Genomic DNA, 13042 nt, shown 5'->3' on the forward strand with positions numbered 1-13042 from the left:
GGCCCACCTCACACGATGGTCTTGCGCGTCGCGCGGATCGCAAGCGCGATCAGCACCGCGGCCATGACGGCCAGCACCGCAGCATTCGGCAGGATCACCGGCCAGATGTCCCCGGCGAGGAACAGGGTCTGCAGAACGCTGACGAAATAGCGCGCCGGGAAGATATGCGTGATCACCTGGATCGCGACCGGCATGCTGCGGATGTCGAACATGAAGCCGGACAGCATCATCGCCGGGAGAAAGGTGGCGATGATCGTGATCTGGCTCGCGACGAACTGACTCTTGGTCAGCGAGGAGATCAACAGGCCGATGCCGAGCGCGACAATCAGATAGAGCATCGACACGGCAACCAGCAGCCCGAGCGAGCCTCTGATCGGCACGCCGAAGAGCAGCTTGGCACCAAGGATCGAGAGGGCGAGCCCGATCATGCCGAGGATGAAATAGGGCACGGTCTTGCCAAGCAGGATCTCGCCGGGACGCACGGGCGTGACGAACAGCGCCTCGAAGGTTCCGCGCTCCCATTCCCGCGCAACGACAAGCGCGGTCAGCAGCGCACCGATCAGCGTCATCACCAGCACGATCAGGCCGGGAACCAGGAAGTAGCTGCTGTTATTGGCATCGTTGAACCAGAGCCGGCTCTCGATCGAGACTGGCGGACCGGCGATGATGCGGCCCATCGCGGCCTCGCGCGCCATCCAGGTTGCAACGGCACCCTGAGCATAGCCGAGCGAGATGCGGGCGGTATTGGCGTCGGTGCCATGGACCAGCACCTGGATCTCGGCCGTGCCCTGCTCCATCCGGCGCGCGAAATCGGGCGGTATGCGGACAATGGCGTGGACGCGCTTGTCGAGCATCATCCGCTCGGCCTCGGCCATGGTCTTGACCTGCACCGCGTTGAAATAGTCGGAGAGTTCGAAACTCGACGCCGCGCCGCGCGCCTCGGCCGAGATGTCCTCCATGACGATCGCGACCGGGACGTTCTTGACGTCGAAGGAAAGCCCGTAGCCGAAGAGCACGAGCAGCAGCATCGGCATGATCACGCCGATCGCGATGCTGCTCGGGTCGCGCACGACCTGCCAGCCCTCCTTCCGGATCAGCGCCGCGATGCGGCGCAGCCTTGCCATTCCGCCGGTCTGTGAGGTCACGGCGGTCATGCTGCGGACCTCTGCTCGGCACGCCCGTCACGCGACGTCTCGACGATGGCGATGAAGGCATCTTCCATCGTCGGCTGGCGTCCGTCCTGGGCCGTGGCATGGGCCCTGATCTCGGCCGGCGTGCCTTCGGCCAGGCTGCGTCCGGCGTCGAGGATGATGATCCGGTCGCAATATTCCGCTTCCTCCATGAAATGCGTGGTCACGATCACGGTGACGCCCTGCTCGGAGAGCGCCGTGATCCGCCCCCAGAATTCGCGCCGCGCGATCGGATCGGCGCCGCTCGTCGCCTCATCGAGGAAGAGGATGTCCGGCTCGTGCAGCAGGGCGGTGCCCATCGCGAGGCGCTGCTTGAAGCCGCCCGGCAATTGCCCGCTCGGCAGCCGGGAGAAGGCATCGAGCTCGAATTGCTGCTTCGCCCAGGCGATCCGGTCCGCCTTGCGCCTCCCACGCAGCCCATAGGCACTGGCGAAGAAATCGAGATTCTCGTCGACGCTCAACTGGCCGTAGAGCGAGAATTTCTGGGCGACATAGCCGAGCCTGCGCCGCGCCTCGGCACGCGATGTCCGCAAATCCGCTCCAGCGACACGCAGCGTGCCGTGCGAGGCTGGCAGCAGCCCGCAGAGCATCCGGAACGTGGTGCTCTTGCCGGCGCCGTTGGGGCCGAGAAGCCCGTAGATCTCGCCGCTCCGAACCTCGAAGCTGACATGATCGACAGCGGTGAAATCGCCGAAGGTGCGGACGAGATCACGGACCTCGACCGCCATGGCGCCGGAACCCGGGGAGGTGGGCTGGTCGAGCGTCATGGCACTGCTGCGTGTGCGCTCGGCGACGGCGGCAAACAGCACCATGAACCCGTCCTCGAAACGTGGCGGCACGCGGCGATGCCGAAGCGTGCCGTCGCCGAGGGGCAGGGCGCCCGTTTCGCTCGGAGCTGCGAGCACGACGCGGACTTGCCCGGCTTCGGGCACGGCATCGATGACGCCGTCCTGCTGAAACAAGCGTGCCTGCAGCGAACGTGCCGGCATTCCCTTGGGCGTCTCGATGATGAAGGTGCGGCCTTCAGCTTTCGCCGTGATCTCGCTCGGCGTGCCCTGCGACAGCACCTTTCCGGCATGCATGACGACTGCATGGTCGCAGAGCTCGGCCTCGTCGAGATAGGAGGTGCTGACGATGACGGTGAGCCCATCCTCGCGCACCAGCTTGAGCACGATCGCCCAGAGCTCACGCCGCGACAGTGGGTCGACGCCGACGGTCGGCTCGTCCAGCAGCAGTAGTTCGGGAGCACGGACGAGGGTGCAGGCGAGCCCCAATTTCTGCTTCATGCCGCCGGACAGTTTCCCGGCCAGCCGCTCGCGAAAACGCCCGAGCTGGGTCATCTCGAAGAGGCGAGGGTAGATGTGCTCGCGTTGGTCCGCACCGACGCCGTGCAGATCGGCATAGAGATCGAGATTCTCCTGGACGCTCAGATCCTCATAGAGCCCGAATTTCTGCGGCATGTAGCCGATGCGGTCCTGTACGGCCTGGGGATCGTCAGCGACGACAATGCCGAGAACGTCGAGCATACCCTCATCGGGTTTCATCAACCCGGCGATCAGCCGTAGCAATGTGGTCTTGCCGGCACCGTCGGGGCCGACGAGGGCGGTCAGCGTGCCTTCCCTGGCTTCGAAGGAGACATCGTCGAGTGCCTTGACGGTTTCGCCGGTGGCCCGGCGGAACGTCTTGTGGAGGGTCCGCGCCGTGACGGGTGAGACGGGCGCGGCGGGGGTCATGGCTTGGTCTTCCCGGTCTCGGGTACAGCAGCGCTGTTTGCGACCGCAGCCTCGGCTCCCGGCAACATCTTGATGGTGGCTGGCATGCCGAGGCGCAGCCTGTCCTGCGGGTCCTCGACGAAGACACGCATCTCGTAGACGAGGCTCGTGCGCAGATCCTCGGTCTGCACCGTTTTCGGGGTGAACTCGGCGACGGGTGAGATGAAGCCGATCCAGCCTTCGAGCGGCTGGTTCGGAAAGCTGTCCGTGGTGACCTGCATCCGCATGCCAGAGCGGACCTGTCCGAGCTTCGGCTCAGCCACATAGGTCCGCACCCATTTCGTGCCGGTCATGGCCAGTGAAAGCACCGGGCGGCTGGGCGAGGCCATCTCGCCGGGTTCCATCAGCCGCGAGCGAACCACGCCGTCGAAGGGAGCAAGCAGCTGCGCATCGACCAATTGGCGCCGGGCGAGCGCAAGCTGCGCCTGGTTGCCGCGGAGCTGTGCCTCTGCCTGCGCGATGTCCTCCGAGCGCGGGCCGGCGAGAGAAAGGTCGAGGGCGCTCTTTGCGACATCGAGCTTTGCCTTGGAGGTCTCGGCAAGAGCCTTGGCGGCATCAAGGTCCTGCTGGCTGACGGCATTCGCGGACAGGGCGCGCCGCCGCTCATATTGCGCGGCGGCGTTGACCGAATCCGCCCTGGCCGATTCCAGGTTGGCGCGGGCCTGGGCGATCTCCTCGGGGCGAGAGCCGTTGCGCAATCGATCGAGTGCGGCCTTCTGGGCCCCGACAATCGCTTCCATCTGGTCGATCTGCGGTTGCAGGCGGCTCGTATCCAGCTTCGCAAGGACCTGGCCGCTGCGAACGACATTGCCCTCCTCGACAAGGATCGCGGCGATGCGTTCGCTGCCGTTGAAGGCCAGCGAGGCCTGCCTGAGATCGACATTGCCGTAGAGGACCAACTCGGATGTCGCGGCGGGGCGGTGGCTAAACCACCAGGCGCCTGCGGCCCCCAAGAGGGCGATGACAGCCAGTATGCGCGGTGCCTTGCTCATGCCTTCAAGGATAGGCGCGTGGTACAATATGTCAAATCTGAATTTAAATTCTATCTTTCAAATATTCTTGATCGGCGTTAAGCTCGGGTCATGAAACGAGCGATTCCTCAAAAACGACCCGGTCGCCGCGAGGACGGTGCGGCCACCAAGGCGCAGATTCTCGATGCGGCCGGAGAGGTCTTTGCGGAAAAGGGCTTTGATCGCGCCACCGGCAAGGAGATCGCCGAGCGGGCGGGCAGCAATTCTGCTGCCGTGAATTACTATTATGGCGGCATCGACGGGCTCTATGCCGAGGTGTTGGTCGAGGCGCATCGCCGCCTGCTGACCTATGATCGGCTGCTCAAGCTGGCAGAAGCCCCAGGGACTCCGGAGGACAAGCTTCGCACCCTCATTGGTCTCGTGGTCCGCACGATCATGGGGCCCGCCTCCTCGAGCTGGTCCTTGCGGGTCCTGAGCCGTGAGGTGCTGGCTCCAACACCCGCTTTCGCAGTGCTGCGGGATCGCGAGATTCTCCCGAAGAAGCGCATCGTCACCGGGATCGTCGGCGAAATCCTGGGAGTGYCGCATGATCACCCCGTCGTTGCCCGGTGCTGTCTCACTGTCATCGCCCCCTTCGTGGTGATGCTCGTCGGCAACCGCCAGGTCCTCGCGCAGGTCTTTCCCGACCTGGCGTCGGACCGGGGCGCTGTCGACGAGATGGTCGCCCATTTCCAGCGCTTCGCTTTCGGCGGCATCGCTGCCGTGGCAGCGGAACTCGATGCGCGGGAGGAAGCTCGTTCCGCCTGAGGTGATGTGCTGCCGATCAGGCTTGCATCCATCCGACCTCCAACCGTCGGATCCCGCGCCATTGCCTGTGGTCATCGCTAGACACCATCGTCGCATGACTGCCCGCTCCAAAGCTCCATCCGCTGAAGCGTGGAAATCCGAGCTTCTGTGATCTGCGTCATTGAGTGCGGCCCGGCGCAGGCGCAGAATTCTTGTGGCGGGGGGCTGAGAGTTCATGACCCATTCGGGAGGAACGATCATGCAAGCCCAGAGCCTCACGACACTGGCGGCCGGAACGAAATCCATCAGCGCCTCAGCCATCGAGGCGCTCGCCGCGCAGCTTCACGGAAGCGTGCTCGACGAGACTGATGCCGCATATGACGATGCACGCGCGATCTGGAATGGGATGGTCGATCGCAGACCTGGCCTGATCATACGCTGTGCGGTGGCTGCCGATGTCGTCAGCGCTGTGCGATTTGCGCGTGACAACGGACTATTGCTCTCTGTGCGTGGCGGCGGACACGGCATTGCCGGAAATGCCGTCTGCGATGGCGGCCTGATGATCGACCTGTCACCGATGAAATCGGTCCGAGTCGACGAAGCATCGCAGCGCGCCTGGGTCGAGCCGGGCGCTACCCTGGCCGATGTCGACAGGGAAACCCAGGAATTCGGATTGGCGGTGCCGACGGGCATCAATTCGACCACGGGCATTGCCGGCCTGACGCTGGGCGGCGGCTTCGGCTGGATCACGCGGAAGTTCGGGCTTACCCTGGACAACCTGCTGTCGGTCGAGGTGGTGACGGCTGACGGCGAGCTCAGGCGCGCTAGCCAGTCGGAAAATCCGGACCTGTTCTGGGCCCTGCGCGGCGGCGGCGGAAATTTCGGGGTGGCCACCGCGTTCGAATTTCGGCTTCACAAGCTTGGCCCCCAGGTTTTGGCTGGCCTTGTCGTGCATCCCTTCGATGATGCCGAGGCCGTCCTGAAGGAATATCGTCAGGCGCTCGAAGTGGCGCCCGACGAGTTGACCTGTTGGGTCGTGATGCGGCAGGCGCCGCCCCTGCCGTTCCTGCCGGCCGAGTGGCATGGCAAGGAAGTGCTGGTGCTCGCGATGTGCTATTGCGGCGACATCGCCGAAGGCGAAAAGGCAACCGCCAGGCTGCGTTCCATCGGAAAACCGATCGTCGACGTGGTGGGGCCGGCGCCTTTCGCGGCGTGGCAACAGGCTTTCGATCCTCTGCTCACAGCCGGGGCCCGCAACTACTGGAAGAGCCACGACTTCACCGAGCTCTCGGACGCGGCGATCAGGATCCTGATTGGCGCGGTGCGTCGGCTCCCGGGGCCGGAATGCGAGATCTTCATCGGCCATGTCGGTGGGGCGGCCGGCCGCGTTGCGGCGGATGCGACCGCCTTTCCGCAGCGCAGCTCCCATTTCGTCATGAATGTTCATGCGCGCTGGCGCGAACAGGGCATGGATCAGGCCTGCATCGCCTGGGCGCGCGCGCTCTTTGATGCCGCAAGGCCGTATTCAGCTGGAACGGCCTATATCAACTTCATGCCGGCAGACGAGATGGACCGCGTCCAGGCGGCTTACGGAGGCAGTTACCATCGCCTTGCCGAGCTGAAGCGGCGCTACGACCCGATGAACCTGTTTCGCATGAACCAGAATGTGAAGCCGACGGCGAGTTCGCAGGCCGCCTGAGCCCAGCTGCCTGAGCAGTTAGGACGAGGTTGGATGGCTGGCCCAGGCCGCAGGGATCGACGCGTATTGTGTCCCTGCGGGCTGGTGCGTCTCCATGGCTTAATGAGACTCTCCGCCGGCGCCGGGCCGGCTCTCCAAAGCGTGCCTTAGGTCCTAGGCGCAATGCGGCAAGCTGGAGCGCCGCTGGATCAGGTCGTCCTTGGCGAAGAGCTCGGCCAGCCAGTCGACGAAGACACGCACCTTGTTGCTGAGATGACGGTTCGGTGGGTAGACGATGTGCAGCGGCTTGGGGGTCGAGCACCAATTCGTCAGCAGCGGTACGAGCCGGCCGGCGGCGATATCCTCCTGCACCATGAAGGTTGGTGCCTGAACGATGCCGAGCCCCGCCAGCGCGGCAGCGACGTAACCAGCACCTTCGTTCAGCGATACGACGAAACGTCCCCTGATCTCGTGGCTTTCCTTACCGTCGGCATAGGTGAAGGGGGCTGTGCGACTGGTCCCGGCATAGCGGTAGCCGACGATGAAATGATCGCCCTCGAGGTCGGTCGGATGCTGGGGCTCGCCATGGCGCTGGACATAGGAGGGGGAGGCGCAGGTCACGAGATACATCTCGCCGATGCGCCGGGCGATCAGGCTCTGGTCCGTGAGCTCGCCGGCCCGGACGGCGCAATCGAGATTTTCCGCCAGCAGATCGGCAGGTCGGTCACTGAGGMCGAGGTCGAGCTGGATGTCGGGATAGCGCGCATGGAATTCAGGCAGGTTCGGGATGATGACGCGCATGGCCAGCGGCGCGCTGACGTCGACGCGCAGGCGCCCGCTCGGCCTGGCCTGTGACGAGGCCATGCTGCCGTCGAGCTCGTCGATTTCGTTCAGGACCCTGAGCGCGCGCTCGTAATAGGCCGCCCCGTCCATCGTCACCGTCACGCGCCGTGTGGTGCGGTTGAGGAGTTTGGCGTGGAGATGCGACTCAAGCTGCTGGATCTGCTTGGTCACCGTCGGCTTGGGGATGTCGAGCAGATCGGCAGCACGGGTGAAGGTGCCGGCTTCGACGACGCGGACAAAGGCGCGCATGGCGCTGAGCTGGTCCATGGCTTTCTCTAACAGGTCGCTTCTTCGATTGTTTCCATATGGAAATAATGAATGAGCTTTACGGGTATTTATTGCCGAAACACGATGGTCTAAATCAGGTTGCATTGCAACAGAAGCCGCCGGGACACGCCATGTCCGCTCAAACCGCCACCCTCGATCGCCCCATCTCCGTCACATGGCGGGACGAGGTGATCGCTGCCAAGCCAGTCTCGCTGGCAGCGCGTGTGTTCATCCCGGCAGAGCTCAACCGCAACACAGCGCTCGTCATGCACCTGCATGGCGGCACCTTCAACGAGGGCTCGCTGGCAAGCGGAGAGGCGGTCGCGACGATCCTGGCTCGCGCCGGTGCCGCTGTCGTTTCGGTCGATTATCCGCTCGCGCCAATGCACCGTTTCCCCGATGTGCTGGAGGCCGTATTTGGTGGCTTGCTGGCGCTCTACAAGGCGCGCAGCCGCTGGGTCGCGAAAAGCGCCCCATTCTACGTCGCTGGCGAAGAAGCCGGCGGCAACCTGGCCGCGGCTCTCGCCATGATGGCGCGGGACCGGCAGGGACCGCCGCTCGCCGGGCAGATCCTGCTCTCACCAATGCTGGATTCCTGCCTTGGGACCTATTCGCTGCGCGAGGCCGATGCCGGTCCGGTGGGATGTCGCTGGGCCGATGGCTGGCACGACTATCTGGGTTCGCCTGACAAGGCGGCTCATCCCTATGCCGCGCCGCTCAACGCCTCCCGGCTTGCCGGGCTGGCTCCTGCCCTGCTGATCACGGCTGAGGATGATCCGCTGCGTGACGAATGCGCGAGCTATGCCTGTCGGCTGCAGGAAGCGGGTGTCGCGGTCAGTCGCTACGTGCAGACTGCGCCAACCAATTGGCCCGGTGCCTATGCCGAGGCTCCCAAGGAAGGTTCCTGCCTCTGTCTGGCATGTGACCATGTAACCGAGTTCTTCAAATCCACCGCGCCGTCCTGATCGGGGCCAGCGCGACCAACTCGATCCTCTCTTCTCTCGCAAGGAATGAACCCATGATTCAGGGAACGATCCGTCATGGCCTGCTGGGCGGAAGCCTGGCCGCCACCATCTCTCTCGCCGCCGTCCTGCTTGTGATGAACGGCTCCGACAAGGCCCAGAGCGATACCGCTCCGGCGGCCGCGCAGGCGACCCCGGTTTCGGTCGCGCTCGTCGAGCAGCGTGAGCTGACCAACTGGGCCGAGTTCTCCGGCCGCCTGGAGGCGATCGAACGCGTCGATGTACGCTCGCGCGTCGCCGGCGTCGTCGAGGCCGTGCACTTCAAGCAGGGCAACCTCGTCAAGCAGGGCGACCTTCTGATCAGCATCGACCAGGCGCCCTATCTCGCCGAGTTCGAACGCGCGCAGGCCCAGGTCCTGGCTGCCGAAGCCCGGGTGGCGCTTGCCGCCAACGAGCATGAGCGCGGTCAGAAGCTGATGACGACTCAGAACGTCTCGCAGCGCGATCTCGACGCCCGTCTGAATGCTCTTCGTGAAGCGCAGGCCAATCACCGCGCCGCCCAGGCAGCCCTGCAGACAGCGCGGCTGAACCTCGACTACACCCAGATCAGGGCGCCGATCAATGGCCGGATCGGGCGGCTCGAGGTCACTGTCGGCAATCTCGTCGCAGCTGGGGCGGGGGCTTCGCTGATGACGACACTGGTCTCGGTAGATCCGATCTATGCCAGCTTCAATGCCGACGAGAACACGGTGCTGAGGGCTCTCGGCTCGCTGCCGGCCTCGGATGGTCCGCGTGCGCTGGAGCGCATCCCGGTCCAGATGGGCACGGCGACGCAGGACGGCACTCCGATCACCGGCAGGCTGCAATTCGTCGACAACAGCGTCGATGTCGGCAGCGGCACCGTTCGGGTGCGGGCGATCTTCGACAATCCCGATGGCACGCTGATGCCGGGCCAGTTCGTGCGCCTGCGCATGGGCCAGGCCCGGACCGAGCCTGCGCTGGTGATCAATGAGCGCGCGATCGGCACCGACCAGAACAAGAAGTTCGTCTTCGTCGTCGGCGAGGACCTCAAGGCGAGCTGGCGTGAAGTGACGCTTGGCTCGGCCAATGAGGGGCTGCGCATCGTCACCGCCGGGCTCAAGCCGGGCGAAAAAATCGTCGTCAACGGCCTGCAGCGCATTCGTCCGGGCGCAGCTGTCGCTCCCGAGCAGGTGCCGATGGCCGAGAAGTCAGAGCTGCGCCGGGTGGCCGGTGCAGGACCCACGGAAATCGCCCAGCGCTGAGCTGGGACGCCTATCAGAACTCGGGTGCTGACGACGTCGCGTGATGGCGCCCGTCGTCAGGCCTGAGGCGCCCGAAGGGGGCATCTCATGAATCTCTCCAAGTTCTTCATCGATCGCCCGATCTTCGCGGGCGTGCTGTCGGTTCTCATCCTGGTCGCCGGCCTGCTCTCGCTGAGTGTGCTGCCGATCTCGGAATATCCCGAAGTCGTGCCGCCGACCGTGGTGGTGCGCGCGCAATACCCAGGCGCCAATCCTCGCGTCATCGCCGAAACCGTGGCCACGCCGATCGAGGAGCAGATCAACGGCGTCGAGGGCATGCTCTACATGTCCAGCCAGGCGACGACCGACGGCGTGATGACGCTGAACGTCACCTTCAAGCTCGGCACCGATCCCGACAAGGCACAGCAGCTCGTGCAGAACCGCGTCTCGCAGGCGGAACCCCGCTTGCCGGAAGAGGTGCGGCGCCTCGGCGTCACCACGATCAAGAGCTCGCCGGATTTGACGATGGTGGTGCACATCACCTCGCCGAATGATCGCTACGACATGACCTATCTGCGCAATTACGCAGTCCTGAACGTCAAGGACAGGCTGGCGCGCATCGACGGCGTCGGCCAGGTCCAGCTCTTCGGCTCGGGCGACTATTCGCTCCGCGTCTGGCTCGATCCGCAGAAGGTCTCCGAGCACGGGCTCTCGCCGAGCGACGTCGTGCGCGAGATCCGCGCGCAGAACGTCCAGGCTGCTGCCGGCGTCATCGGCGCCTCCCCGAACGCCCCGGGCCTCGATCTGCAGCTCTCGGTCAATGCCCAGGGCCGCCTTCAGAATGAGGAGGAGTTCGGCGAGATCATCATCCGCACCAGCCCGACCGGGGCTGTGACACGGCTGAAGGATGTCGCGCGCATCGAACTCGGCGCGGCCGACTATGCCCTGCGCTCGCTGCTCGACAACAAGTCGGCGGTCGCGGTGCCGATCTTCCAGGCGCCGGGCTCGAATGCCATCGCGATCGCCGACAACGTCCAGGCGGTGATGCGCGAGATCAAGCAGAACATGCCGGAAGGCGTGGACTACGCGATCGTCTACGACACGACCCAGTTCGTGCGCGCCTCGATCAAGGCCGTCATCACCACGCTGCTCGAGGCCATCGCGCTGGTCGTGCTCGTCGTCATCGTCTTCCTGCAGACTTGGCGGGCCTCGATCATCCCGCTGGTCGCCGTGCCGGTCTCGGTCATCGGCACCTTCGCCGTGATGTATCTCTTCGGCTTCTCGATCAACGCGCTCAGCCTGTTCGGCCTCGTGCTCGCCATCGGCATCGTCGTCGACGACGCCATTGTCGTGGTCGAGAATGTCGAGCGCAATATCGAGCAGGGGCTGGAGCCCCGCCAGGCGACCTACAAGGCGATGCGCGAGGTCTCCGGCCCGATCATCGCGATCGCGCTGGTGCTGGTCGCGGTTTTCGTGCCGCTCGCCTTCATCAGTGGCTTGACCGGCCAGTTCTATCGCCAGTTCGCGCTGACCATCGCGATCTCGACGGTGATCTCGGCGATCAACTCGCTGACGCTGTCGCCGGCGCTGGCAGCCCTGTTGCTGCGTTCGCACCACGCCCCGAAGGATGCGCTGACCCGCGTCATGGACAAGCTGTTCGGCTGGTTCTTTCGTGGCTTCAACCGCTTCTTCAATCGCAGCTCTCAGGCCTATGGCGGCGGCGTGCGCCGCATCCTGACCCGCAAGACGGCGATGATGGCGGTCTATCTCGTGCTCGTCGGCCTGACGGTCGTGCTGTTCCGCACTGTCCCGGGCGGCTTCGTGCCCGGCCAGGACAAGCAGTATCTCGTCGGCTTCGCGCAACTGCCCGACGCCGCCACGCTCGACCGCACCGAGGACGTCATCCGCAAGATGGGCGAGATCGCCCTGAAGCATCCCGGCGTCCAGAGTGCGGTGTCCTTTCCCGGCCTCTCGATCAACGGCTTCACCAACTCGTCGAATGCCGGCATCGTCTTCGTGACGCTGAAGCCCTTCGAGCAGCGCAAGGATCCCTCGCTCAACGGCGCCGCGATCGCCATGCAGCTCAACAAGGAGTTCGCCGGCATCAAGGAGGCATTCATCGCGATGTTCCCGCCGCCGCCGGTGCAGGGGCTCGGTACGATCGGTGGCTTCAAGCTGCAGATCGAGGACCGTGCCGGCCTTGGCTACAAGGCGCTCGATGAAGCGACCAAGGCCTTCATGGCCAAGGCTGCGGCGGCGCCCGAACTCGCCGGCATGTTCTCGAGCTTCCAGGTGAATGTTCCGCAGCTCTATGCCGATATCGACCGCACCAAGGCCCGCCAGCTCGGCGTGCCGGTCACCGATGTCTTCGAGACGCTGCAGATCTATCTCGGCTCGTCCTATGTCAACGATTTCAACAAGTTCGGGCGTACCTACACCGTCCGCGTCCAGGCTGATGCGCCCTTCCGAGCCTATCAGGAGGATATCGGCAAGCTCCGGGTCCGTTCGACCTCGGGCGAGATGGTGCCGCTTAGCGCTGTGCTGAACGTGCGTGCCGATGCCGGGCCGGAACGGGCGATGCGCTATAACGGCTTCCTGGCCGCCGACATCAATGCCGGTCCGGCGCCCGGCTTCTCGTCGGGGCAGGCTCAGGCAGCGGCGGAGCGCATTGCCAACGAGACGCTGCCGAAGGGCTTTGCCTTCGAATGGACGGACCTGACCTATCAGGAGATCCTGGCGGGCAATTCTTCGCTGATCGTCTTCCCGATCGCGATCCTGCTCGTCTTCCTGGTGCTCGCCGCCCAGTACGAGAGCCTGACGCTACCGATCGCGATCATCCTGATCATCCCCATGGGCCTGCTTGCCGCCATGGCCGGCGTCTGGTGGAGCGGTGGCGACAACAACGTCTTCACCCAGATCGGTCTCGTCGTGCTGGTCGGGCTATCCGCGAAGAACGCGATCCTGATCGTCGAGTTCGCCCGCGAACTGGAGTTCGAGGGCAAGACGCCGGTCGAGGCCGCGATCGAAGCCAGCCGTCTGCGCCTGCGTCCGATCCTGATGACCTCGCTCGCCTTCATCATGGGCGTGGTCCCGCTGGTGATCTCGACGGGTGCCGGCGCCGAGATGCGGCAGGCGATGGGCATCGCGGTCTTCGCCGGCATGATCGGCGTTACCGCCTTCGGCATCTTCCTGACCCCGGTCTTCTACGTGCTGATGCGGGCCCTGACAGGGAACAAGCCGCTGAAGCATGTCGAGGCGGAAGCGGAACTGGCGCAAGCCGCCTGACCGGGGCGCAGGCTGCCCTGAGGGGG

General features: G+C 64.9%; 9 protein-coding genes. 5 read left to right on the forward strand and 4 right to left on the reverse strand.

The window, feature by feature from the left end:
- Positions 1-8 precede the first annotated feature (8 nt).
- The 3 genes from AC1D34_RS01555 to AC1D34_RS01565 are packed head-to-tail and all read right to left on the reverse strand — an operon-like array spanning position 9 to position 3954.
- Complete coding sequence (locus AC1D34_RS01555) at positions 9-1154, reverse strand: ABC transporter permease (RefSeq protein ID WP_441490181.1); 1146 nt, start codon at positions 1152-1154, stop codon at positions 9-11.
- Positions 1151-2923, reverse strand: a complete 1773-nt coding sequence (locus AC1D34_RS01560; RefSeq protein ID WP_476823313.1) for an ATP-binding cassette domain-containing protein — start codon at positions 2921-2923, stop codon at positions 1151-1153. The genes AC1D34_RS01555 and AC1D34_RS01560 overlap by 4 nt, the downstream gene beginning before the upstream one ends.
- The gene (locus AC1D34_RS01565; RefSeq protein WP_441490179.1) at positions 2920-3954 is read right to left on the reverse strand and encodes an HlyD family secretion protein; all 1035 of its coding nucleotides are present in this window, start codon (positions 3952-3954) and stop codon (positions 2920-2922) included. Before AC1D34_RS01565 ends, AC1D34_RS01560 begins: the two co-directional genes overlap by 4 nt.
- A 90-nt stretch (positions 3955-4044) precedes the next feature.
- Here AC1D34_RS01565 and AC1D34_RS01570 point away from each other — a divergent pair, with 90 nt between their 5' ends.
- Positions 4045-4740, forward strand: coding sequence for a CerR family C-terminal domain-containing protein (locus AC1D34_RS01570; protein WP_476823314.1), 696 nt, complete (start codon positions 4045-4047; stop codon positions 4738-4740).
- Positions 4741-4978: 238 nt separating this feature from the next.
- Positions 4979-6418 carry an FAD-binding oxidoreductase gene (locus AC1D34_RS01575; RefSeq protein ID WP_476823315.1) on the forward strand — a complete coding sequence of 480 codons (1440 nt, stop codon included), beginning with the start codon at positions 4979-4981 and terminating at the stop codon, positions 6416-6418.
- A gap of 153 nt (positions 6419-6571) precedes the next feature.
- On the opposite strand, the gene AC1D34_RS01580 is transcribed toward AC1D34_RS01575, so the two are convergent.
- Entirely contained in the window at positions 6572-7507 is a 936-nt protein-coding gene (locus AC1D34_RS01580) for a LysR family transcriptional regulator (RefSeq protein WP_476823316.1), read from the reverse strand.
- A gap of 131 nt (positions 7508-7638) precedes the next feature.
- Between AC1D34_RS01580 and AC1D34_RS01585 the strand changes: the two genes are divergently transcribed.
- The 3 genes from AC1D34_RS01585 (at position 7639) to AC1D34_RS01595 (ending at position 13016) form a co-directional block, all read left to right on the forward strand.
- Complete coding sequence (locus AC1D34_RS01585) at positions 7639-8472, forward strand: alpha/beta hydrolase fold domain-containing protein (RefSeq protein ID WP_441490175.1); 834 nt, start codon at positions 7639-7641, stop codon at positions 8470-8472.
- 53 nt (positions 8473-8525) lie between these two features.
- Positions 8526-9752, forward strand: a complete 1227-nt coding sequence (locus tag AC1D34_RS01590; protein ID WP_476823317.1) for an efflux RND transporter periplasmic adaptor subunit — start codon at positions 8526-8528, stop codon at positions 9750-9752.
- An 87-nt stretch (positions 9753-9839) separates the two neighbouring features.
- Positions 9840-13016, forward strand: coding sequence for an efflux RND transporter permease subunit (locus AC1D34_RS01595; protein WP_476823318.1), 3177 nt, complete (start codon positions 9840-9842; stop codon positions 13014-13016).
- Positions 13017-13042: the final 26 nt, after the last annotated feature.

The sequence above is a fragment of the Allobosea sp. P1_A7 genome (genome assembly GCF_056406775.1).

Bases quoted from the DNA above. Each gene is read 5' to 3' on its own strand.
- AC1D34_RS01555 (WP_441490181.1), bottom strand. From the start codon at position 1,154: ATGACCGCCGTGACCTCACAGACCGGCGGAATGGCAAGGCTGCGCCGC.
- AC1D34_RS01560 (WP_476823313.1), bottom strand. From the start codon at position 2,923: ATGACCCCCGCCGCGCCCGTCTCACCCGTCACGGCGCGGACCCTCCAC.
- AC1D34_RS01565 (WP_441490179.1), bottom strand. From the start codon at position 3,954: ATGAGCAAGGCACCGCGCATACTGGCTGTCATCGCCCTCTTGGGGGCC.
- AC1D34_RS01575 (WP_476823315.1), top strand. From the start codon at position 4,979: ATGCAAGCCCAGAGCCTCACGACACTGGCGGCCGGAACGAAATCCATC.
- AC1D34_RS01585 (WP_441490175.1), top strand. From the start codon at position 7,639: ATGTCCGCTCAAACCGCCACCCTCGATCGCCCCATCTCCGTCACATGG.
- AC1D34_RS01590 (WP_476823317.1), top strand. From the start codon at position 8,526: ATGATTCAGGGAACGATCCGTCATGGCCTGCTGGGCGGAAGCCTGGCC.
- AC1D34_RS01595 (WP_476823318.1), top strand. From the start codon at position 9,840: ATGAATCTCTCCAAGTTCTTCATCGATCGCCCGATCTTCGCGGGCGTG.